The sequence below is a fragment of the Streptomyces cyaneochromogenes genome (assembly GCF_003963535.1).
Taxonomy (GTDB): Bacteria; Actinomycetota; Actinomycetes; order Streptomycetales; family Streptomycetaceae; genus Streptomyces; species Streptomyces shaanxiensis.
In genome coordinates, this window is sequence record NZ_CP034539.1 from 33,021 (window position 1) to 55,469 (window position 22,449).

The 22,449-nt window shown below is 68.4% G+C and carries 19 protein-coding genes; 5 read left to right on the forward strand and 14 right to left on the reverse strand.

Features of this window, described 5'->3' with window-relative positions:
• Positions 1 to 68: 68 nt before the first annotated feature.
• On the forward strand, positions 69 to 1,097 hold the full coding sequence (locus EJ357_RS00110) for a hypothetical protein (protein ID WP_126387432.1): 1,029 nt from the start codon (positions 69 to 71) through the stop codon (positions 1,095 to 1,097).
• 148 nt (positions 1,098 to 1,245) lie between these two features.
• Here EJ357_RS00110 and EJ357_RS00115 read toward each other — a convergent pair whose 3' ends face one another.
• The 8 genes from EJ357_RS00115 to EJ357_RS00150 form a co-directional block, all read right to left on the reverse strand.
• Positions 1,246 to 2,664 (reverse strand): Wadjet anti-phage system protein JetD domain-containing protein, encoded by a 1,419-nt coding sequence (locus tag EJ357_RS00115; RefSeq protein WP_126387434.1) that lies wholly within the window; start codon positions 2,662 to 2,664, stop codon positions 1,246 to 1,248.
• Positions 2,657 to 5,728, reverse strand: coding sequence for a coiled-coil domain-containing protein (locus EJ357_RS00120; RefSeq protein ID WP_126387436.1), 3,072 nt, complete (start codon positions 5,726 to 5,728; stop codon positions 2,657 to 2,659). Before EJ357_RS00120 ends, EJ357_RS00115 begins: the two co-directional genes overlap by 8 nt.
• The gene (locus EJ357_RS00125) at positions 5,725 to 6,375 is read right to left on the reverse strand and encodes a hypothetical protein (protein ID WP_228472878.1); all 651 of its coding nucleotides are present in this window, start codon (positions 6,373 to 6,375) and stop codon (positions 5,725 to 5,727) included. The genes EJ357_RS00120 and EJ357_RS00125 overlap by 4 nt, the downstream gene beginning before the upstream one ends.
• A 4-nt stretch (positions 6,376 to 6,379) precedes the next feature.
• Positions 6,380 to 6,943 carry a hypothetical protein gene (locus tag EJ357_RS00130; RefSeq protein ID WP_126387439.1) on the reverse strand — a complete coding sequence of 188 codons (564 nt, stop codon included), beginning with the start codon at positions 6,941 to 6,943 and terminating at the stop codon, positions 6,380 to 6,382.
• Entirely contained in the window at positions 6,936 to 8,102 is a 1,167-nt protein-coding gene (locus EJ357_RS00135) for a hypothetical protein (protein WP_228472877.1), read from the reverse strand. Before EJ357_RS00135 ends, EJ357_RS00130 begins: the two co-directional genes overlap by 8 nt.
• 350 nt (positions 8,103 to 8,452) lie before the next feature.
• On the reverse strand, positions 8,453 to 9,976 hold the full coding sequence (locus tag EJ357_RS00140) for a UvrD-helicase domain-containing protein (RefSeq protein WP_126387443.1): 1,524 nt from the start codon (positions 9,974 to 9,976) through the stop codon (positions 8,453 to 8,455).
• Positions 9,973 to 10,455 (reverse strand): hypothetical protein, encoded by a 483-nt coding sequence (locus EJ357_RS00145; protein WP_126387445.1) that lies wholly within the window; start codon positions 10,453 to 10,455, stop codon positions 9,973 to 9,975. The genes EJ357_RS00140 and EJ357_RS00145 overlap by 4 nt, the downstream gene beginning before the upstream one ends.
• Positions 10,452 to 11,225: a DUF6083 domain-containing protein gene (locus tag EJ357_RS00150; protein ID WP_228472875.1), complete on the reverse strand. Its 774-nt coding sequence runs from the start codon at positions 11,223 to 11,225 to the stop codon at positions 10,452 to 10,454. Before EJ357_RS00150 ends, EJ357_RS00145 begins: the two co-directional genes overlap by 4 nt.
• Positions 11,226 to 11,586: 361 nt before the next feature.
• Here EJ357_RS00150 and EJ357_RS00155 point away from each other — a divergent pair, with 361 nt between their 5' ends.
• Positions 11,587 to 12,213, forward strand: coding sequence for a hypothetical protein (locus EJ357_RS00155; protein ID WP_126387447.1), 627 nt, complete (start codon positions 11,587 to 11,589; stop codon positions 12,211 to 12,213).
• Between the two features lie 84 nt (positions 12,214 to 12,297).
• Here EJ357_RS00155 and EJ357_RS00160 read toward each other — a convergent pair whose 3' ends face one another.
• The gene (locus tag EJ357_RS00160; RefSeq protein WP_126387449.1) at positions 12,298 to 14,742 is read right to left on the reverse strand and encodes an ATP-binding protein; all 2,445 of its coding nucleotides are present in this window, start codon (positions 14,740 to 14,742) and stop codon (positions 12,298 to 12,300) included.
• 500 nt (positions 14,743 to 15,242) lie between these two features.
• On the opposite strand from EJ357_RS00160, the gene EJ357_RS00165 reads away from it, so the two are divergent.
• Both EJ357_RS00165 and EJ357_RS47975 read left to right on the forward strand, forming a co-directional pair.
• Positions 15,243 to 15,668, forward strand: coding sequence for a hypothetical protein (locus EJ357_RS00165; RefSeq protein WP_126387451.1), 426 nt, complete (start codon positions 15,243 to 15,245; stop codon positions 15,666 to 15,668).
• Positions 15,669 to 16,196: 528 nt separating this feature from the next.
• Positions 16,197 to 16,367: a hypothetical protein gene (locus EJ357_RS47975; protein ID WP_175647232.1), complete on the forward strand. Its 171-nt coding sequence runs from the start codon at positions 16,197 to 16,199 to the stop codon at positions 16,365 to 16,367.
• A 70-nt stretch (positions 16,368 to 16,437) separates the two neighbouring features.
• On the opposite strand, the gene EJ357_RS00175 is transcribed toward EJ357_RS47975, so the two are convergent.
• The 3 genes from EJ357_RS00175 to EJ357_RS00185 form a co-directional block, all read right to left on the reverse strand.
• On the reverse strand, positions 16,438 to 17,565 hold the full coding sequence (locus EJ357_RS00175) for a caspase family protein (RefSeq protein WP_175647233.1): 1,128 nt from the start codon (positions 17,563 to 17,565) through the stop codon (positions 16,438 to 16,440).
• Positions 17,562 to 17,945: an effector-associated constant component EACC1 gene (locus EJ357_RS00180; RefSeq protein WP_126387455.1), complete on the reverse strand. Its 384-nt coding sequence runs from the start codon at positions 17,943 to 17,945 to the stop codon at positions 17,562 to 17,564. Before EJ357_RS00180 ends, EJ357_RS00175 begins: the two co-directional genes overlap by 4 nt.
• 223 nt (positions 17,946 to 18,168) lie before the next feature.
• On the reverse strand, positions 18,169 to 20,361 hold the full coding sequence (locus EJ357_RS00185) for an NACHT domain-containing protein (RefSeq protein ID WP_175647234.1): 2,193 nt from the start codon (positions 20,359 to 20,361) through the stop codon (positions 18,169 to 18,171).
• Positions 20,362 to 20,554: 193 nt separating this feature from the next.
• On the opposite strand from EJ357_RS00185, the gene EJ357_RS00190 reads away from it, so the two are divergent.
• Positions 20,555 to 21,028, forward strand: coding sequence for a hypothetical protein (locus EJ357_RS00190; protein WP_175647235.1), 474 nt, complete (start codon positions 20,555 to 20,557; stop codon positions 21,026 to 21,028).
• A gap of 121 nt (positions 21,029 to 21,149) precedes the next feature.
• Here EJ357_RS00190 and EJ357_RS00195 read toward each other — a convergent pair whose 3' ends face one another.
• Positions 21,150 to 21,584, reverse strand: a complete 435-nt coding sequence (locus tag EJ357_RS00195) for a hypothetical protein (RefSeq protein ID WP_126387459.1) — start codon at positions 21,582 to 21,584, stop codon at positions 21,150 to 21,152.
• Complete coding sequence (locus EJ357_RS00200; RefSeq protein WP_126387461.1) at positions 21,565 to 22,131, reverse strand: hypothetical protein; 567 nt, start codon at positions 22,129 to 22,131, stop codon at positions 21,565 to 21,567. Before EJ357_RS00200 ends, EJ357_RS00195 begins: the two co-directional genes overlap by 20 nt.
• Positions 22,132 to 22,449 lie beyond the last annotated feature (318 nt).

Consider the following 22,449-nt stretch of genomic DNA (forward strand, 5'->3'; position numbering starts at 1 on the left):
CGGCCCTGGCGTCTTCCACATGCAGGGCCCAGTCTGTGCGGTGCACGGCCGGAAGGGAGGCGGTGGCCGTGGTCTACGACGACGTGACGATCGTGGTGGACGAGCAGGACGACCTGTTCTACACCCGGGCGGCGCTGCAGGCCCACCGGCCCGGGGAAGGCCGCATCACCGTGCAGCCGACGCCGGCCAGCGGCAGCCCGGCCGCGCTGGCGCACGACATGCTGTATGCGCTGGGCAAGCGGCTGGCCCCCGGGCCCAACTCCCCCGATGTGTGGCTGGACTCGGTGAACGCGGCCTGGCTCGCCGCGGCTGCCTGGGGTGTCGCGACCGGGGTGCGGCACGTGGTGGTCCCCCGGGCCCACCTGCTGACCATCCGGCGCATCGACCAACTGCTCGCCTGGCGCGAGTCGACGGGAGCTCAACTGACACTGCTGTGGCAGAAGGCCCCGCGCGGACTGCCGCCGGCGCTGGCCCGCGTGGAGCGCCGTATCAGCGGCCGGGGCCAGTTCGAGGCGCTCCTCGCCGAGCCGGGACCGATACCCGCGCGCCCCTCCTTCCCTCCTGCTCCACCGATGGCGGGACCGGCCGTGGTGGCTGCGGGGCAGTCCCCCGCCCCCCGGCCGCGGGAGGCTCGGGCGGCGTCGCTGAGGCCCGGGCGGCCAGCTCACCCCTGCACCGGCGCGATGGCAACAGCGCAGCTGGTCCAGGCCGCCCCTGCCCTCGAGATCGCGTCCGAGGAGGCCGCCGCGCTGGCCGCTCTCGCACACCCGCTCATCGCAGGAGCACTGAGCGTGCTGGCCTTCACCCGGGCCGGCCTCAGCAACCTGCGCTTCACCGGCGACCTCGACATCACCGGCGACGTCACCGCCATCAAGCTCCACGGGGTCGTCCACCGGGACTGCCCTTTGCACGCTGTGCCTGCCTGGGCACGCCCGCTGCTGGCCGGCGCCCGCGCCCACCACCGCCTGACACCCCACCCGCCCGGGGACGGCATGTTCGCCCCCGCCATGGTCGCCGAAGCACGCCATCTGCGCGCACACGCCGGACGCCTGCCCCGGCTCGACCTGTCCCTGCCCGCTGGCACCCTCGTCCCATGAGCTGTGTGTGCCGACCGCCCGCACTGCGCGCTACAGACACGGCACAGCCGAGAGTCTCCATTCGCGGCAGGCACCGCCGCCCATGGCGGGAGGACCAGGGGTAGTGGAAGACAGCCCTGCCGCCCCGCCCTGTCCGCCTGGCGCGAAGTCAGCAACTGCCGGGCAGGTGCACGGCTTTCAGCAGGCCTGGGAGCGTGGGCAGGACTTCGTCGTAGAGGGTCTCCTGCTCGCAGCCGTGCCCGCCGGTTCGGGCGATCTCGTCGGCCAGATCGCGCAGGGCCTCGATGCCCTGGTACGCGAGCCGGGCGGCGAGCTTGCGGTTCTCCTCCAGTTTCGAGGGCTCCTGGTGGTATTTGGTGCCGGCACGGTAGAGGTCGACGGTCATGGCGACGGGGGTGACGGGCCGCCCGATGCGGTCGGCGAGGTTCCCGATGATGCGGATGCCGTGGGCGTCGAGGTCGCCCCATGCCGCAACGGGCAGGCCGTCGAGGCCGCGGAGGAACTCGGCCAGCCCGTCGGTTGCGTAACCCTTGCCCCAGATGCACAGCCAGGTGTCGGCGATCTCCCGGATCTTGCAGACCTGTTCGAAGGTGTCCTCGTTCTCGATCAGGAAGATGCCCTGGGCGTCGCAGGAGATCATGCCGAGGGCGCGGACACCGCGGGCGGGAAGGGCGAGCCAGGGGTTGCAGGCTGCCGCATCGGCGATGACGGTTCCGACGCGCCACTGCAGAGGGCCACGGATGCGTAGTTCGGTGTCGGCCTTGTCGACGGCCTGGTCGAAGGGGATGCCGATCAGGTTGGAGAAGGCCTGCTGCCTGGCTGGGGTCCAGGCGCTCTTGGTGTTGCGCAGGCTGCGTCCGGCGAGTTCCTTGGCGGTGATCTTGCGGGGGGTGTCCTGGGCGGGCCACCAGATGCCAGCGGCCCGGATGGCGACCTCGTACACGCGCCAGTCCTCGGCTCGTGTGGCGGTGCCTTCGGGGATCTTCAGGACGCGCCCGGGTGGTGTCTTGGCCAGCAGCGCGTGTTCATGGGCGAGTTGAGGGACGTCGGCCATGACGTCGAGGAGCTCGCGGTGCAGGTCTTCGGGGTGCTGGCGGCCTTGGAGTTCGGCGAGTTTGTCCTCGGCGAGTTCGGCCCACGACTGGGTCAGGGTCCATGACCGCGGGCTGTAGGCGGTGCCGTTGACGACGTCGCAGCGCAGGATGACAGCGCCGCAGCGGATGAGGTCGACCACGGTCTGCCAGGCGTTGTCGCCGAGGTCGGCTTGGATGGTGGGCCAGCGCTTGGTGGTCTTGGTCCGCAGGACCTTCATCAGTTGTCGGGTGGTCAGGGCGGGCGGCGGCTCATAGGGGCTGACGGGGTGGTCGGCGACGAGGTCGACCTGCCGGGGACTGACCCGCCGTCGCTGGTCCCTGGGGACGCGCACGTGGATGGTGTCGTCCGCGTCCTTGGTGATGCGCGGCAGGGTGACGGCGGTTATGCCCGGCGGCAGATTACGCAAGGGGACGGTCTCGCGGCCGTGTGCCTCGCCGATGAGGAGTGGAGGCCTGGGGGTGGGATCAGACATGGGCGCGTCCTGCGGTGATCCAGTCTTCGGTGAGTTGGGTACGGTCACCGTTGCTGTCGAAGGCCCAGATGTTGGTGGGCTGGTTGATGATGTCGGCCGCTGATGCGTGGACGAACCACAGCAGTTCCCCGCAGACATCGGCGGCGTCGGCGAGGACGCTGTCCTGGCAGGTGCCGAGGATGGTCAGGTGTTGGTCACGGGCGACGTCACGCAGGGCGGCGAGCATGTCCTTGCGGTTGACCTCCCCGAGGCTGTTGCCGAGTTCGTCCAGGATCAGGACTCTGCCCTGGGTCTGGGAGTCGGCCAGGAGTGCCGCGAGGACCAGCAGGATGGCATGCACCTTGACCTGGGCGCTGTTGGCGTTTTCTCGGTAGGAGACATATCCGCCGCTGCGGGAGCGTTTCCACCGCGGGATGACTTGCCACTGCCAGTCACCGGCGCCCTGGGGGCGGACGCTGATGTGCTCGAGCTTGGCTCCGTGGCCGTCGCCACGCAGGTCAAGGTCGTTGAAGGCGGCACTGATCTGGGCGAAGAGGCCGTCAAGGTGCTTTTCGATCATGTCCTGGAGGGTTTCCAGGTTGCGGACGCAGGTGGCGACCCCGGTGGTGAGTTCTGCGATCGCCTGCTCCCGGGCGTGCTGGTCGCGGGTAATGCGCGTTGCGGCCACCTCGTCCTGGTCGCGGTGGCCGGCGAGGCGGTTGTCCAGCGGTGCTGCCACGTCGATGAAGGTGAGGGTGGGCAGGACCGTAGGGTCGGTGTCGGAGAAGGCCCGCATCGTCTCCTCTCCGGCGCGGAGGTCTTCGCCGACGTCTGCGCCTGGGGTGCCGTCCAGCCCGTAGTACTCGTAGGCCTTGCGTAGTTCGTCCTGCGCCTGTCGGTGCAGGGTCGCCGGCCGGGGTGAACGAGCCTGGTCCGATGCCGAGTCCAAGAGGCGGACGGCGTCTTCGAGAGTGCCGTCCCACTGCAGCTGCCACTGGGCTGCTGCGACTTGGCTGCGCTGGCGTTCAAGAGCCGCCAGGGTGCGGTGCCGTTCCTTGAGCGCCTTGCTGACCGCTTCCAGTTTGAGCTTTGCATTGGCGAGGAGCTGCTCGTGGGAGGCGTGCCGGGCCACGGCTTCCTTCCAGGTCTGCTGGAGCTTCTGTTCGTCGTGCGCGGCCTTGTTGACGCGGCCGGTCAGTTCGTCGATCTGTGTCTGAAGGTCGTTCTCTCGGGTGCGGAGGCGTGCGAGTTCTTCAGCGGCCTCGGCGGCCACGTGCTGGGTCGTGGCCAGGGTGAGGGCAGCGGCAGCAACGGTCACGGCCTCGGCGGCCTCAGCGATGCCCTGCTCGGCGGCTATGAGATCGTCGCGGGCTTGTCGAAGCCGGGCTTCGCGCCCGGCCAGCGGGGTCGTGAAGCCACCCGTCACGGTCAGCGCCAGCGCCTGGTCATGGACGGCAGCGCCGTCGGCCGAGGGGATCAGACGTTCTTGAAGGGTGCCGAGGAAGCGTGCCACGTTCAGGGTGCTGTGCATGCCCTCGGGCAGGCGTTCTTGCCCTTCGTCGGACGAGATGATCTGCGCGCCGGGCAGATCGGCATGCAGAAGGCGGCGGGCCTTTTCTTCATGCTCGGGTTCGACGACGATCGCGTCCTGCCAGGGCGCCAGACGCGGTTCCCACGCGGGGCGGGCGGCCTCGTCCACGTTGAGCTGGTCGAGCAGGCCGTGCGCGGGGATGCGGTGTTCGCTCAGCAGATCGATGGCGTGGCCGGCCTTCCCGCTGCGGCCCCGTTCGACGTTGTGCAGGTGGGTGCGGGCTCGGGTGGCGATGTCTTCGGCATCCAGGCGTTGCAGCTCAGCCTTGGCGTGATCGCGTTGGCGTCGTTCCAGGCGGGCGGCCGCGGTGGCACAGTCGCTGCCGTCCCAGCCTTGTGCCTGGGGCAGGAGCGTGGTCCGCTGACTGTGCAGCAGCGCCTGCTGGGTGGTCAACTCCGTCATCTTGCTGGACAGTTCGCGTGCATGTTCTTGGGCGTCGGACCACGTCTGGCGGGCTTCGCTCTCCTGGGTGGCGAGGTCCGCGGCGGAACCGAACGAGGTCACATGGTCCTCGGCGTCCTGCACCAAGTCTGCGACTGTCGCGGCCGCTTGCCTCTCCTCCTCCATGGCCGCGGCGATGCGCTGGTCGCTGTCGTGGGCGTCACGGAAGGAGGCGGCAAGGTAGCGGCGCCATGCCTCGTGACCGAGCTGGAGGGCGAGGCGGGCGGCCTCGCGGGCGTGCACGCCGCTCATCACGTCGTCTTCTGCGAGCAGCGCCTGGGCGTGCTCCGTCTGGGCCTTGTCGAGGTTGATCTGGTGTTCCAGGGCCTGGCCGCGCAGGTCCTCTTCCTCCTCCAGCAGGTGTGTCATGCCCGACAGGGCGATCAGGGACCGGCCGATGTCGTGGGGCTCCATCTCGGTCAGCTGCTGGCTGAGCAGCGAGGGAACGGGTGGGCGCAGGGCGGTGTCGAGGTAGGTGAGGCAGCGCGGGGCGGTGCCGTAGAGCTTCTCGGCCATGGCCCGGGCCGAAAGGATCTGGCGTGTGCCCAGCTCGCGCCACAGGGCGTCGGCCTGGATGCTGCGCTCGTGATCGGTGGGGGCGTCGGCGAGGTGCAGGCCTTCGGTCCAATTGGCCTGCAGGTAGGGGGCGGTGGTGGCGATGCGGACCCACACGGTCAACGAGCTTGTGGCGGGGTCGGTAGGGTCGGCGAAGACGCCGACGATGTAGCCGTGGGTGACCGGCGAGGCATGGTGAGCTTGGTCGACGCCGGCTGCGTCGGGACGGAACAGGATGCCGCTGGCGTGCCGGCCCCCGTTGGCCTCCAGGCGCCACTGCGGGTCGGCCAGCAGCAGGGAGACGGCGATGAGGAAGCTGGTCTTGCCGGAGCCGTTCGAGTCGTCCTTGGGACCGAGGCCGGAGACGGCGATGAAGGTCTCCGGGAGAATCGGAACGGCGTGTGCCGTAAGGCGGGCGATGTCGAAGGTCTGGACACCGACGAGTTGGCGGTCGCCGACAATGCCCCGGGACGGATCGGACGCGGGCGGAGTGGTCATGGTGTGTCGGGCACCTCGTGGTCGGGAGCGGCAGCCGGAGGCACGGCGCGGAGGGCGCGGCGGCGACGGATCGATTCGGCGAGGGGACCGTCGGGGTCGGCGAGCAGGATCAGCCGTTCGAACAGCTCGGCGCCCACGGCCGGCGTCAGGCGCAGGAACTGGTTGCCCAGGACGTAGCCGGGTTTGGTCCGGCGGACCAGATCGGCGTCGGTCAGGCGCTGCAACGCGCCGGTGAGGGCCACGTCGGACACCTGGCAGTCCTTGAGCTGATCCCTGGGCACGGGGGTGCCCTGGGTCCACAGCTGCTCGGGCAGGGTGATGCCGGACGCTCGTGGAATGGCTACGCTGAACAGCAGGATCAGAGTGAGGACGGCGCGGTCGTCACGCGGCAGAATCCCGATCCCTTCGTGCGCCAGACGTTGTCTGATCTCGTCGGTGTAGCCGGTGAGGTAGCCGCCGCCGACCGCGAGCAGAGCGCGTCCGGATGCGGCCAGGACCTGTTCCACCACGACCCGCAGCGGGGTCTCCGCGAGGGCGCGGTAGTGGGTCGGCCGGACAGGGAGCATGGCGGTCTCCACGGCGCAGACCGCCGCTCGGACGTCCGCTCGCCGGTTGTGGGACAGGGCTTGCAGGGCCGGTACGTCCACCGGTTCATCCCTTCCTCGGAGCGGGCAGGACGTCGTATCCGCCGCGGAGTTCGGCCACATCACGCTCGGACCACAGCGCGACCATGGGTCCGAGGCGGATCATGCCGTCGCCGGCGTCCGCCGAGAGGTGGCCGCAGGCGCGCAGGAACCGCAGGGCCGTCAGGAAGTGTGCGCTCTGGCCCAGTGCGGCCACGCCTTCCCGGGGAGTGAGGGCGTCCTGGAGGGGAGCCAGGGAGGCGATGACGTCCTCCTGCGCGGCGGGCTGTCCCGGGTACAGCGGCTGGCTGGGGTCGGGCCAGCAGTGGCGGATGCAGCAGGCCAGTGTGACCAGGCGGACGGCCGAGGCGGTGCGGTGGGCGTCGCTGTCGCCCAGGGCGCCGCTGGCCGGTTCCACGTCGGGGGCCCAGCCGGCCATCAGCTCCTGGATACCGTCGGGTGTGACGGTCTCCACCAGACGGCGCTCCACATCGTCGACGGCGCGGCGCAGCCGGCTGAGTTCGGCGCGGTCCGCGGGGATGGGAACCGTGCGCAGGGCCCGGGCGCGTGCCAGCAGGTAGGGGTCACTCATGGGGGCTCTGCGGTGCGGCTTCGGTGTCGTCGTCCATGCCTTGGGGGCTGTCGGGGATGCGGTACGCGGTCACCGGTGAGGCGTAGGTGACCGGGCCTGCACCATCCACGATGACCTCGCGGGAGATGTCGAGCATGAACGGGATGGCCGGGTCCGCTGCGGCGCGCAGCAGCTCGACCAGATGCTTGACCGCTGCCTGCCAGGGCAGGGCCCGCAGGGCGGCGGTGACGTCGGCTTCGTCCTTGCCGGCCATGAGCAGGGTCACGGTGGCCTCCCGTCGCTGGCGGGCGAGCGCGGCCTTGGCTCGTGCGGCCTCGACCGGGTCCGGGCCGGGCGGCCGCGACGGGGGGCGGGGCAGGCGCTGCCGTGGTGGTGGGGGCTGGTGGTCGGCTGCGGCGGTGAGGATCTGGCCCGTGGTGATCTGGACGTGCGGCGGATCGAAGACGGTCGTGGCGAACACCTGCGCAAGCGCATCGGCGGAGGACCGCCGGGCCGCGGTCACGTACTGCTCGGGAAGGAGCATGCTGAAGTCGCGGCGGGTGGTGGCTTGTTGCATGAGCCGGTCGTGGAACTCGTTGACGGCTGCCGTGTAGCGCAGGGCTTCCTGGATCAGGCGGGTACCGGCAGGACGCAGCGCGGGGTACTGCTCGGCGACGGCGTGGACCAGGTGTTTCGCCTCCTCGAGCGAGGTGGTGTGGGCATGGTGGTGGCGCTGGCCAAGCAGTTCTTCGATGGGCCTGGTCCGAACGAGCCGCAGCAGGTGGTTGGTGTAGTTCGCCAAGCTGCGCCGGGCCTGCGCAATCTTGGCGGCCAGTTGCTCCTCGGTCAGGGAGCCGTTCAGGAGGCCTTCGCGGGTCCGGTCCAGCAGCATGGTGATCTCCTGGACACCGCCAGCCTCCCCGAGCCGCTCATAGACCAACAGCGCCGCGCCGCTGGTCGGGTTGAACACATACCGCTGGTCGTGGGCCTTGCCGCGCAGCGACTCCAGCAGACGAAGCTTGATGAAGACCCTGAATCTCGCATCAAACTCGCCGGCGGAGGCCACCGCAGCACACGCCTGGGCTATCTCCCCGCGGCTCAGGCCGTGTTCGGAACCGAAGTCGCCGAACACGTCCCGGACGGCCTCGGCGATGCGCAGTGCCACCGGATCGCGTGTCACTGCGCTCGGTGCAGCAGCGACCGGTGCCGCGAATGGCGGTATGTGCTCTAGACCCTCCGCGTCGTCCTCCTGCTGCACGGAGAACAAGTCAGGCTGATCCGGCAAGTCCCCCTCCACCCCCGCATCACGTGCGTCCCTGGACCAGCATGACCGCTACCGGGCTCAAAGGGCCTGGAACCACAAAACTTGTCTTTGTCCATCCCCAGCCGCAGCAGTGAGCGCGTGTCAGGTGCATCGGGATAGCCGAGGTGTCCATCGTCCGTCGTGCTGGAGCGGGGCCTCGCGTCGAGCCTGGCCGTCCCGGAAGGGGTGCGGGCCGGCCGACAGGCCGATCTGGCGGGCACCTGGCTTCATGTCCTGGCAGCGGCAGGAGGCTGTGGCAGCGCCGGTGGACGGGCGCGGTCGTCGCCGACCGGGGGGCCGTCGGGATGGTCGTGGATCCAGGACAGTCCGCCCAGGTCGAGGCGTTGGCGGGTGCGGGTGACCGCTACATAGGCCAGGCGGGCTTCGGCGTCGTCGATGGGATCGGGTGTCGGCGGGGGGCCTGTCTGCTCGTCGGGCGGGTTGTTCTTGGGACGGGCGAAGTCGTCCGCGATGAGCACGCGGGACCATTCACGTCCTTTCGCCTTGTGGGCGGTGGAGACGGTGACCTGCGCGTGTGGCTCGGGGGCGAGGCGGGCGACGGCCGTGAGGATGGCGTCGGTGCCGTGGGTGTCGACGAGGTTGACCAGGGGCTGCAGGTCGCGGCCGGCCGCGTCGTGGGCGGCGTAGTCCTGCAGATCGCCCCATGAGGGGAAGAGGATGAGTTCGGGGTGGTGGGTGCGGCGGCCTTCCTTCAGGTCGCGGGCCGCAAGGGCCAGGGCCTGCAGGCTGTCTCCTCCCCCGGCCACGGCGACCCGGTAGCCGGCCGCCATGAGGGTCATGACCTGGGCCATGGCGCCGACGTTGGTGCGGCACAGCACGGCGTCCGGCTGGGTGACTGGGCCGAGTTCGGTGGGCACGGCGGGAGTGCCGGTGAGACGGATCGGGGCGTCGGCGAGGTGCAGCCAGCGGTTGGCTTCCGCGGCGAGGTCGGGGCCGAAGCGGAAGGACTGGGACAGGGTCAGGTGGGTGCCGTCGAAGCCGGTCATGACGTCCTTGGCGCCGCGCCAGTGGTAGATGGCCTGGGCTGAGTCGCCGACCATGACGAGCTGTGCGTGCTCGCGCTGGGCGAGGAAGATCTGTTCGACGACGGGGTTAGTGTCCTGGGCCTCGTCCAGCAGCAGGAAGTCGGCCTGGATGCGGGGCCGGGCAAGAGCCCAGATCTTGAGGTAGTGGTCGTGGTCGAAGCGGACGGCGCCGTCGTCGGGGTGCTGCAGGTCGGCCCAGGCTTTGCGGGCGAACGGCACGATGTAGGCGGCGAGTTGGGCGTGGAGACCGGTGCCTTCCAGTCCGCGCAGATGGGGGACGTGGTGGCGGGTGATGGCCTCGTCTGCGGTGTGGCAGAAGCGGGTCACGGTGCGCAGGGCGGCGTTGGAGAGGGCTTTCGGGGTGACGTCGCGGTCTGCGATGCGGAGGGCTTTGGTGATGCCGAGGGCTTGTCCGGTCTGCCAGGCCGGGCGGCGGGGTGCGTTCAGGCGGCGGGTGTAGCGGTGGCCCACATCTGCGCAGGCGAGCGCGTGGGCGGTCTTGCACTGCACGGTGTTCGGGAAACGGGCGCGTGCGTCCTGGGCGATGGCGCGGTTGTAGGCGAGGTAGCGGCCGCGGCGTGGGGTGGTGCGGGCCAGCAGGGCGAGTGTGGTGGTTTTCCCGGTGCCGGCGCCTGCCTGCAGGGCGAGGTGGCTGCCGGTGTGGAAGGCGTCGACTGCTGCGGTCTGTTCGTCCGTGGGGTTCATGGGGTGGGGCCTTTCAGTGGGCGCGTGAGGACGTGCCCGACGGCGGACAGCAGGTGCGCAGGGGTGGTGCTGGCGAGGAGGTGGCGTACGGCGCGGTCGAGTCGGTCGGCTTCCCGGTCGGCGTGCTCGGCCAGGGCGCGGTGGAGGGCCTCTCGTACGAAGCGTTCGGGGGTCAGGCCTGCGCGGCGGGCGCCGCGTTGCAGAGCGGTGCGCGCGTCGGGTGGCAAGGCGACGTTGAGCAGGACGCGGCCGTGGGTGTCCGGGTAGTGGCTGGTGATCACGTCGATGGGCAGCCGGATGGTGAGGCGCTGGCGCAGGCGGTGGGCGGCACGTGCGTCGGTTTTGGCGTCTGCGAGGGCCATGAGGCGGGTGGCGTTGTGGTTGGCGGCGAGTGGCCAGGCTTGGGCAGCGTGGCGGAGTTCGACCGATGTCAGGGGCCGGGTCAGCGTGATCTCCAGGGCGTGGTTGGGCATCGTCACCGGCTTCCGGGCCGGCGGGCTTCAGGGTGGGGCAGGCGGGTTCGGATGTGTGCCGCGTGCAGGAGGGGATCGAAGGGCTGCCATTCGGCCAGGGCGAGGTCGGCGGCGCCGGGGGCTGCGTCGTGTTGGGGGCAGCGCTGGGCGCGCCAGCGCAGTTGCCCGCGGTAGGGCAGGTGGCCCAGGTCGTAGATGGCCATCAGTACGTCGGGCAGGGCCAGTTGGCCGCGGCGGGGTCCGGTGGGCAGCAGTCTCCAGGTTCCGGCGGGTCCGGTGAGGGCGCGGATGGGGTGGGGGCAGCGGTGACGGTGGCGGGTCTGGGCCACGCAGCGGAGGTGTTCGACCGCGTGCTCGGCGAGGTAGCGGCACAGCAGCAGCTGCACGACGGGCCGGGCGGGGCCGTCGTGGGTGTCGGGGTCGTCGGACTGTCCGCTTGCAGTGGGCGGACCGGGAGTGAGTGCGCCGGTGTCGTTCAGGCGGCGGGTGCGGACGGCGAGTTGGCGGCGGATCGCCTCAAGGTAAGGGCTGGTCTGGCAGGTGGGGGTGCGGGCCGGGCAGAGGACGGTGTGCGGGATGCGGCACTCCTGGGCCAAGTGCCCGGTCGCCGTACACGCCGCCACGCTGCTCACTGGGCCCTGCACCCCGCGCCATTGGCTCTGCCTGCCACTGCACCACCGGCCGTGCGTCTGACGGCACTCGTGCTCGCCGCTCACACCTGCGCTCATGACCACCGCGGCGTCGACATGGACATCCTTGCCCGTCTGTGTGGGCACTCCCCCCATCAGACCGCGGACATGCTCGACCAACTCGTGAGCATCCGCACGCTGTCCGCCTGGCGCTACAACCAGGAGTCAGGCGAGGTGTTCTGGCAACTGCCTCAGCCGCAGGCACCAACTCGTCCCGCAGCACTGCCTCACCGGAACGGAACACAGCAGCGCTGAGACTGACCCGGGGCGAGAAGACAACGCTGGGAAGGAACAACCAGCGCTGTTTGTCCGTACCATCTGTACGCCGAGGCGTCTTGCGGCGCTTGCGGCTCCCCCGCCGGGCCGCCGACATCTCGCCCAAGAGGGGCACCACTCGCATGCGGTGCAGCCCCGCAGCACGGTCATTCGCCGAGGAAAGGTCAGCACCATGCCCGAGTCAACGGCTCCCGCCACCGATCTGACATCGCAGTACGTCGCCCAGGTGACCGGTGATCTCGAACGCAACGCCAAGGAGCAGGAACGTATCAGTGCGGAGATCGCCGCCCTGCAGGAGCAGCTTGCCGCAGTGCAGCGCGACCACACTGTGCTGGTGAACATGCGGCAGGTGCTTGGGATCACGGAAGCGCCAGCTCAGACTGCGGCAAAGTCCGAGAATGCCACAGTGCCCTCTCCCCGGCGGAAGGCTGCTGCCGCTCGCGGCGGGAAGCCCAGGACGCGGAAGCCCGCGGCCGCGCCGGGTAAGGCAGCAGCCAAGAAGCCGGCGGCCGAGACGGAGGGTGCCACGAAGGCGGCCCAGCCCACCCTGGTCGAGCTCATTCGCCGCCACCTTCTCGAGTTGAAGGAACCGCGCTCCGCTGCGGAGATCTCTGCGGCGCTCGGCCAGACCCACCCTGAGCGTCAGATCGCGGACAAGGTCGTGCGGGTTACGCTCGAGGGTCTCGTGGCCAAGAGCCAGGCGGAGCGCACCAAGCAAGGAAGGTCCGTCTTCTACACGGCCCCCAAGTCGGCCACTACTCCTGAGACCGAGACGCAGTCCGCTGAGACTGAGCACTGACAGCACCGAAGGTGCAGTTATGTTCACTCGGGCTGACATTCTGCCGATGCAGCGACATATGGGCGGTTGAGCTTCAAGTGTTTGTCATTCCCGAGGTTCACGGTGAGCAGCTGCGCGCTGGTTTGGCTGAGACGTTCGTACCTCAGTGTGTTGCCTGCGGGGGTGAACGGGGCGAGGGCGAGTCTGTCGCACAGGTGGCACTCGTAGCCGTCGGCGGATGCCGCGCGGCGGCTGAGGGGTTCCGTTGTCGGCTACGTCGGCCGGTGGGAGCCTCCGGCGGACCAGCATGACGACCGCGGCGGCGATGGCGCTGAGGGAGACAGCGATCCCTCCTAGTGTGGTGATTGCGTTGCTCATCCAGCGCCAGAGATCCGTGATCCAGGAGTACCAGCTGTTGTCGCTGGGGGCCGCTGCGACATCGAGGCTCAACATCTGTGGCGGCTTCTCGACGAGCACGGTGTTCCCGTCGCCGAGGTAGGCGGTCACCGTGAGGGCGACGCTGGCTTTCCCGGCATCGCGCGCGCTCAGGGCCCATGTCCAGGTGGCCTTGTCGCTCCGTGAGAGTACGTTTTGGCGTTCTGAGGACAGCGGCGTGCATCGTACGTTGCCCGAGCAGTGAAGTTTCACCCCGATCTGCGCTCCGGCCTTCACAGGGGCTTGCTCTTCACCGGGCTTGGCCTGGCGCCAGGCGCCCCGGATGGCGACTTGGAATCGGCGTGGCTGCGCGCCTGCCACGAGGCCCATCGAGTGCGGGTCTGTGTAGATGAGCTGGCCGCTAAAGAGGCGTTGGCGGGCCTCGCCGATTTCCTCGACGTATGTTTGCTGTGCCCCCTTTCTCGGCTCGTCGTTGTGGGTTGTGTACACCAGGGTCGTCGAAAAGAGGGCGCTCAGGATGGCAATCAACATCCATGGCGCGCACCCAATCCCAGCGGATGCTGCTGTCGCCGCGCCTGCGCCGGCAGCGTCGGCAGCACCGGGGAGCACCGAGACACCAGCGGCGGTGCCGCTTGGGCTGCGGATCGCGGTCATGCTCTCCCGCGTGGCGTCCGCGGCGTCGGTGTCGCCGAGTTGCTGCCACAGCTCAGCCGCCTCGGCCAGGTGAGCGGTGGCAGTGACGTGCCGACCGGTGAGCAGGTGTTGGATGCCTTTCTCATGGGTGAAGTAGGCCTTGGCTCTCTCGTCATCCGCCTGCCAGGCGGCCCGCCGACCCTCGTCGACGACTCGGATCCATACGCCTAACCTCAGTGAACGGGCCAGTTGGGGTGAGACCGCTCTTGCAAGGCTCACCGCAACGTGCGGGACTCCTTGCTCCTGGGCCAACTGCATCGCCCGTTCCAACGCCGCCCCGTGCCAGACGACTTGGGTCGGGGTAATCGTGGGCAGGGTGGCCCACCGGCTGAAGTGGTCGCATAACTGCTCGGCGGGGAACGGACGATTCCGGCGTTGCGCTTCATCCAGCGCGTCGGAAGCGATGCGGTAGCCACGCTCCTCTGCCTGCACCAGCCCCAGGTCGGTCAAGTCCGCGCACACGCCTATCGGGTCCGAGATACCGCACAGGGTGCCGACGTGGGACGGGCTCAACTCTGCGTCCAGTGTCGCCAAGAGCCTGAGGACGTTTTGCTGCTCCGTGTCGAGCCGATCGAACAGCCTCTGCAGGATGGCTTCAGCGTCTGTCGGGCGGGGTACCGTCGGCTCGTCCGACGACTCGATCCGGGCCAGGCCGGCCGCGCGTAGCAGCAGCAGCGGTCGTCCAAGCATAGGTGTGCACAAGTCATGGGCCTCAACGAGCTTGCCCTGATGCTGGGGGCGCCGAAGCCCCCAGGCAACCAGCAGGTCCAGTGCCATTTCACGGCTTAGCCCCGGCACCTCCACGACGTCGACGTCGCCCGGCAGCCGATCGCGACTCGCGAAGACGAAGGTCGCTTGGGGAGCCATGTCCGCGAGTTCGGCCACCTGCTCGGTGGTTAGATCGGCCTCATCGATATATACGGTCATCCGCACGCGGGCCATCAGGCGTCGAAGGTCTCTCCCAGCAGGCGCGTAGTCCTCGACCTCGTAGCAGGCTTCAAACATCTCCTGAGCGAGGTCCGCCACCTCACGGCGGGCCGCGCTTAAGAACAGTGCGCCGTCCGGTCCAGGTGCCAGGAGTCGGGCCGCATGCCGCATGAGCGTGCTCTTGCCCACGCCGGCTGGCCCCACCAGTTGCACGATGCCGCCGCTGTCCTGAGCGGCCCGGACAGCCTCGCCCAGCTCAGCCAACTCAGCGGCACGGCCCTGAAGTTGTCGGTGAGGCCGGTTCAGCGGCTCCGCCCGATCGCGGCGCACCGGATGAGGGCGGGCCTGTGGCTCGAGCGGAGTTACGGTCGACGTCAGGTTCGCGTCGATCACGACGCTGCAGTCCCCCACGATTACCGATCCGGCCGTGCTGGCACTCGTGTTTGAGTAAGGGCCGCCGCCGAGCGCACCGTCCGCCGATACATCGCGCTCCGGCCCCGCTGGCGCCCCGACTGTGTTGTCCTCTTCTTCCATGTCCCCGTCTCATTCCCCCGGGCCACTGCATGGGCGACGCTCCACTGTGCACAGGCGGTTGGCTCGCCCGGGCCGTCCATGGAGCGTATGACCCGCGGGCGGTTCTTAGCCCCCTTTTGTGACAGCAGCGGCAGAGGCGCTGTCGAACGTTGCGCCGCGATGCGCCGATTTCCCGAAGGCTGGCCAGCATTTCAAGATTTATTGCTGGAAAGCTGCCTTACGGAGGCCGAGGAGGAAGCTACTTCCGCCCGACGCGACGAGGAGGTCCGTTCGATGACCATCGACCGCCGCCCCACTCCGCCGGACTCCTACAACCCGGCAGCAGCGGATCCGGTCCGAATCCGGGCCTATGCTGGCATCTAGTCCGAATCGATCTGCGTACTGGGCAAGCTGAGCCGGTCGCCGCGGCCCCAGCGAGCAAGCCGTACGTTCTTACCGTAAGCGTCAGGTCCACGCCCGACCTCAGGGACAACTGCGAGATCCTCCCGATCGGCGGCGGGGTGTCCTGGACCGACCCGGTAGCGGTCGTGCAGGCAGGAACAACCTCGTACGACATCCTCCTGCCCGACATCGTGAAAGCTCTTGAGGCCCGAACAGCGGCGGTGACCGGGCAGCAAGGGGCCATGCGGGCCTTCACCACCGATGTGCTGGGCCTGCGGTGGGGGGCTCAGTGGGCTGAGGCAGTATCCACAGCGCTCCTTGGCGGCTGGGCCAACCCTCTGCGAACAGGCCGCTGTCTCGCACCGACAGCCCTGGGCGTACTGCAGGCCGAAGCCCGTGTCCTCCATCTTCAGTTGACACCGCTGTGGCGGCGCCGAATCCGTGGAGCGCGGATTCTGCTGCTCGACACCCCGCTCGGCAACGACTTCACGCTGTATGACTTGGTGGCTGGCCGGTCCGACCCTGAGGAGACTGTGGCGGGGTGAGGGCAGAACATGATGATCATCGGTGGCGTGCGCGCGAGGATGACGGGATGGACGAACAGGGCACTGTGTCACTGCCCGTACAGATCGCGGATGGCGAGTTCGTCTTCGACTGCGGCTGGTGCGGGGGCGACAACTATTTCCAGGGCCGGCAGGTCGGCTGGTGGGTCGACAAGTGGGAGCTCCCATCGGAATGGCACTGCCGATTCTGCTCGGCCTCAACTACACGCCAGACCCACCGTGGACCGAGTCCTGATCTGCTGCGCCACGGCCGCTGCAGCCAGACTCGCATTCGAAGCCGGGGCACGGCTCTTCCAAAGCCTCGAGATCAACACGCGTACTGCGAATGCGTGTTGATCTCATCACGCTATGTCATGGCGTGTATCAGCCAAATTCGGTTCATCCTGTACCCCACTTCGCGGTGCGCTGCAACACTCTGTGACTGCGGCGGGTGGGCTGTCGCTGTGAGACTGACCTCGGGGGTGTTGCGTGGCGGGTCGTTCTGGCAAGTACTACCGGGCGGGGCATTGGGTGAACCGGTCGGAAGGCAAGGGCACGGGAGCGAAGAAGTCCGGGACTGGAATTGTGGTCGTGGGACTGCTGGTGGTGGGGGCCTGGATGGGGTTCTTCTCTCCCGACTCCAGCAGCAATGACAAGCCTGCGCCCGAGCCGTCGTCCGTCTCGTCGTCCGTCGGCCGCTGATGCTTTGCGTCCCCCTTGCTGCAGAGCGAATGCTCACGTCCCAGGCAGGCTCTCCACAGAAGCCGGGCGGCTAGTGGCGTTTGCGCCTGCGTCCTGGCAGACGGGCTCGCCAAGTCTGGGCCGGTGGCTGCGGGGGCGCCAGCGGTGGCTCCGGGCTTTGCTGTTCGTGGGTACGCAGCCGCTGCCAGGCTGACTGCCATGCCTTGATCTGTTCGGGGTGGAGGCCGCAGGCGGCCAGGTAGATGCCGGTGGTCTTCCAAGTGGCGGGCAGCGTGGTGCGGTTGAGGAGTCGGCTGATGGTGGCCGGTGCCACAGGCGGGTCGGTGCGCTCACTCAGGGCGGGGATTGTCAGGCCGGTGAGTACTCTGGTCTCGGCCAGGGCGTCGAGGAAGGCGAGCGGCGTGTGGCACTCGTCCGGGTCGGGCCAATCCGTCTCGCTGGCCGCTGCTCTGCTTGGGGCGGGGATTGGGCGATAGGCCCGGTTGTGGGCCAGGACGAGGCGTCCGGCGGTGTTGCGGTCCCGTTTTTGCGGTGTCGGCCGGCCTTTTGCGGCGAGTTCGCTGCGCAGCCGCTGGTAGACGGTGTTCAGATCCAGTTCACGGGGCTGGCCAGTGATGCCGTGCTGCAGGATATGCAGGAGTTCGCCGGTGAAGGCGGTGTAGGTCTCCCCGGGCGGGGCGAGCGCACGTCCGTTCTCGGGGGCGGCGGCAAGCAGGTAGCTTCCGTCGATCTCTGCCTGGTCGGCCAGGAGGTCCTCGCCGCCCATCAGTCCCAGGGCCCGTCCGCTCATGCAGCAGTCCAGGATGATGACGATGCGCTGTGCTGCACAGTCCGTGACGATCTCGCGCAATGCCTGGTAGGTGACCCCGGTGTAGCTGTGGCCCTGGACGGAGAGGGGTAGGCCGAAGAAGAGCTCACCGCGGCCGTCGACCAGGCCGTGGCCCGCGAAGTACACCAGCAGGGTGTCCCTGGCGTGGTCGGCGGCCGCCTTGACCGGGTCCAGCATGTCGCGCTGCGTCTCTGGCTCGGCGACAACGCTGCAGTGACTGGCAGGCAGGTTCCACGATGCGGGGTCGGTCAGTGCATCGGCGAGGGCGGGCAGGTTGTTCGCCACTGCAGGCAGCGGTTCCAGTGTCGAGTAGCGGCTGACTCCCACCAGTACCGCCCGGGACGCGGCCGGATCGGGCAGCGATCTCACTGTTGCGGCCCGTCTGCAGCATGCCGTCCGGTGTTCGGGCCTTCGTCGACACCGTCCTCCAGCACGGCAAGAACGCGAGCCAGCTCGGCCTCCGACCCGTTGCAGATGCTGACCTCGACATCTCCCCGCCGGATCGTGACCTGCGGCGCCCGTGACCGGGTCTGGCGCCACGCAGCCACCGCCAGCACGAACGACGCAGCGCTCCATCCGTTGCCCGTCACCAGCTCAAGAACATCCAGCACACCACCCATCGCCCCGGGCTCCACCGACCGTTCACGCAGTGCCACCACAGCGGACCTGCGCACCTCAGGCTCCTGCCCCAACCAGCTTCGCAGCGAGCGCAGTTCGCGCTCCTCATCGATCAGCACCTCAACGCGCACCGAAGCCAGCCCCCTCCGTCAGCGCCAACCGGCCTGCCGCACCCGGCATCCTGCCCCACGCCGACCCTGACCACCCCTTCAACCAGCCGCCCCGGCTCTCTGTTCGGGGCCAGCCGTCCGGTTGTCCTGCGTCAATTCGCTCCAGCGCCGTCAGGGGCCAGTCCCGCGTGCTGTCCTTCCGCCGGCTGTGTCGCCGGGCCTGGGCAGCACTGTGGCGGTGCACTCACCGGACGGCAAGGTGGTCTTGGAGAGTGGAATGCCGGAATTGATAGACCGGCCCCACCTGACGAAGCAGGCCGATCCGACGACAGTCTGCGAGGAACTTCAGTGGATACGGCGGCGCTTGGGAGCGGTAGCGCAAAATCGCGACGGTCATCAGGTAGGCGGGTCCGGGTCTGACGAGCATGAAGTAGGTCAGATCGGACACGATGCCCTCGATCAGCCCTAGCCCCACACCAAGGGCGGCCGCCGTTCCGATCGCCATGAGCGGGTCGCTGCCGAGGTGCTGGAACGCCATGTAGGCGCCGCCTGAGGCAGCCCACAGGAAGACACCGCGGACGGCTCCGTGCCTGCGGTGGGGCGGAAGAGCACGCCAGGTGCATACAGCGACCAACACCGGCAGGGTGAGGGCTAGTCCGATCCCGGGACCCGCAACGATGACCGCCAGGTACTGGAGCGCGAGGGTGGATCCGAATACCAGCCCGTGGGCGACACCGAACATCAAGCCCCAGACCAGCGCAAAAGGAACCGTGAAAACCATGCTGAGGTCGATGCCGGTACCTGAAATGCTGCGGATCAGCCAGTCCGCAGCGGCGGCCGTGGCCCCGACCGTGACCCCCGCCGGCCAGCCGAAGGCAAATCCTGCGGTGACCCCGGCGATGGTCCCGAACCGGAGCGCGTGGCCGACGGCACCGCGGGCCTCACTCTTGAGGTGATCGGTCAGTGACCTGATCGGGTGATTGCCGAAGAGTCCCCCCGTCGCCGCTCGCGGCAAGCGGGCTGTTTCGTCTTCGATGGGCCCCTGCCACATCATCAGCAGCCACAGGCCGGCTCCTGCGAGGACTCCTCCCAGAGCGCCGAGCCACAACGCTGCGACGACCCCCGCAAAGGTGGCGAAGGCAAGGGCGGAGAGAGTTCCGAACCAGCGCCGGCGCACACCGTCGGGCAGGATCAGATGCATGTTCCACCAGCCCAGGTCATAGGTCCCGAGGTCGGCCAGGTGGCGGGCGATGAAGGTCAGCCATCGCCGGACGTCCTCCGTCTCCCAGTCCGCCAACGGTCGGAAGGGATGGGCGACGTCGTCGTCCGGCACATGTCGGTTGTTCTCGACGAGTGCCGGTACGAGTTCGTCGAGCAGGCATCGAGAGACCTCTTGGCCGGTGGTCATCTCCAACAGCACGGTGGGATCACGCCCCTGCTCGACGAACGTGGCCTCGAGCAGCCAGAGCACGAATGGGCTGCCCAGGCCTTGCCCCAGTGCCGTCTGAGGACCCAGACGCAGGTCAGCCAGGAGACGTGCCCAGCCGGCACCCGGTCGCGGTGGAAGCCGCCGTTCAAGGTAGGAGGCGGCCGCCGCAGCGTCGACTGCTTCCGGCTCCAGTACCGGCGTACTGGTCAGGACATCAGCACCTGCGACGGCCTCGGCGTACTCCGATGTGCGGCACGTCAGGATGAACGCATCGGTGCCGGCCATGGCCTGGTTGATCGAGCGGACTTTGCCCGGCCGATCCTCGGCGGCCAGTTCGTCGAGACCGTCGAGTACCGGGATGACCCGGCATTCACGGACCAGGCGATGCGCGGTCTCTGGCGTGAGGAAGGAATAGTCGCGGGAAAGGCGCCTCGTGACCCAGGCCGTGAAGGACTCGTCGGACCAGTCTGCCATGGTGAGGAGCACCGGCACGGGCTCGCCTGGCGAGCGGGTGGCGAGCACGTGCCGTACGAGCAGAACAGCCAGCGTCGTCTTCCCGAATCCGCGCTCTCCGATCAGCACCAGACGCCGTCGCCGCAGAGCCCGAAACCACGCAGCCAGGTTGCTGATGCCGGCTTCTGTAGTGTCGACGCGGCGGGGCGGCGCAGGCAGGTTCTCGAAGCGGTCGACAACAGGCCGCGCGGTCGCCGTCCAGCGGACTGCGACGGGCTGAGGGTCTTCCAGGCGGCGGACGCGTATCTCCTCGAGCCACTGCGCTCGGACGACGGCCGCAAGCTGTTCCTGGGACTCCTCAAGATCCGCGCGGGAGACAGCCGGTGACGTGCTGTCCTGGCGCATCCACCGGAAGACCGGTGGAGCAGCAACGGCGACGGCCAGTACCCAGCCACCGGCCAGCTGTGCCCAACTCGCCGCATCGGAAAGCCCGTCTTGGGTGGCACGCAGCACCCACACCAGCCCGCCTGTAACCGCGGCGACCACAACAGCCATCGCAGCGACGACGGCCCTGCGCATTGGTCCCGTCACCCGTACATCGTCTCAACGCGCTACCGCCTCGTCAGGTGGATAGACACACACACTGGCCCGCTGCCCTCTGCTCGGCTAGCTGGGAGACTCCACAGCGAGACGGCCCTCCTGCTGGCTCCGGCGTTACTCACTGCTACGGCCGCTGATCGCTCCGTCCATGTGCGCGATCAGACGGGCTCAGGAAGAACAGAACACGTCCCTGGGCGTCTTCCGCCCGGCCGACGGCGTCGACTTCCGCTTCGAGCCGGCTGAACCCTGGCCCGCTTCCAAAGCCGCCCTGGCGGGCCAGATGGACCTCCTCGACCAGGACCTGCGCCAACTCGAATGGGTGCCGCTGGAGTTCCGCTACCGCTTCCGTTGCGGCGAATCCGCCTGCTCGGGGCACGACATGGCCCTCAGGGACTGGGAGGCCGGCGAGTCCTATCGCAAATACCTACGCCAGTACGGCCAACGGGGCGTCGAGGACAAGCTCCGCGAGCGCTGGTTCACCCGCATGTTCACCTCGGACCGAGCGGTTCACTGCTTTGTTGGCAACGTTCATAGGCGGCCCAAGACCTTCATGCTGCTCGGGCTGTTCTACCCACGGCGGGACATCGTCGACTGCCAGCAGCAGGAGCTGTTCACGCTCTAGTTCTCCCGTCTGCGGGCACCAGAGGCGGGCGGCGCGTACATGCGACGGTGCAGGGGTCAGTCCGCGATATTGCTCGGCGGGTGGTCTCGGGTTTCTGTCTGTGCTGCGTCACGCCAGTTCCTCAGGGGTGGGGCGTGGACGTGGCTTCTTCCGTTCGGCGTCGCGATTGTCCGGGCCGTCGTTTCGGTTTGCGGGCATCGATTATGGCGGCTACGGCGACAGCTGCTACGGCTCCAGTGACCGCTGTGAGCGCAAGGCTGGCCAAACCTTGGGCGTATTGAGTGAGTTTGGCGGCGAGGGCTGCGACCGCTCCGCCTGCTCCGGCTTGGCCAAGGGTGGTTGTGCGTGCGGAGCGCAGGGCAGTACTGACGCATGCGATGCACCGGCCGCTGCTGATCCGGCTCAGTGCAGTTCGACGGTTCTGGCGGTCGATGTCGGAGATGATTTTATCGAACCGGCGGTCGAGGTCCTTTTCGTCGCCGGCCAGGCGCGCTTGAAGCGTCATGTAGTACCTGTACAGCACGCGGGCGAGGTCGCTATCCGTCTTGCTGGCCACTGTACGTTCCTCTCATGGTTGAGAAAAATGGTTCGAGGAGGGACAGGTTGGCATTTGCCCGGGCCAGCTTGGCGAGGCCTTTCGCTTTCTGACCTCGGCGTGTCGATGGTGCGCCGCCGACTGTTTCGATCAGTCCTTCACTGGTCAGGAGATGGATCAATTCGGCCTCCACAGCGCGGCGTTCTCCGAGGCTGAGTGCGTCGATGGCACGCAGTACCTCACGAACGGGCTGCAGGTCTTCGGTGAGGTAGGCATCGAACACGTCCTCCAGTTTATAGTCAGCGTATTCCCGGGTGTTTGCGTCCTGCCTTTTCTCACGCACGATTTCTTCTGCGATCTTTCGGATGTCGCAGTAAGTGAAGGTGCGGTCTGGCTGTGCGAACGCGCGACGGAACGCCTGGTCTGCGATCTCGAGCGGGTCGACGACCAGGGGAGCACATTCCAGAAGCAGGAAGAGGCGCAGATCGCCTACCTGTTTCTTGTATTGGCTGCGTTGCGCCGCCAGTTGTGCTTCCCGCCTCCGCTTGTCGCGCCGCGGACGGATCAAGGCGACCTCTCCCCTCGAAGAACGCGCCGTCAGTATCGGCGCCGGAGAGGGCCGTCACTGCAGGGTTGTCGGCACGACTGTAGCCGGGCGGGTGCCTGCGTGCGTTTATCACTGATTCTCCTACGTCGGCTTGATCATTTATGCGTCTGCCTGTTCCTTGAGTTACGCACGGGAAGCCGATTCTGATCAAATGATCGGCTTCCTTCCAGGCGTGATGGCAGCGGCGTTGAGGAATACCTTCGGTATCAGCGGCGGCCGGGTGCGAAGCGGTCGCCTGTCGTCGGGAACCGGGGGGTGCGATGTCGGCTGAGGCGGTGG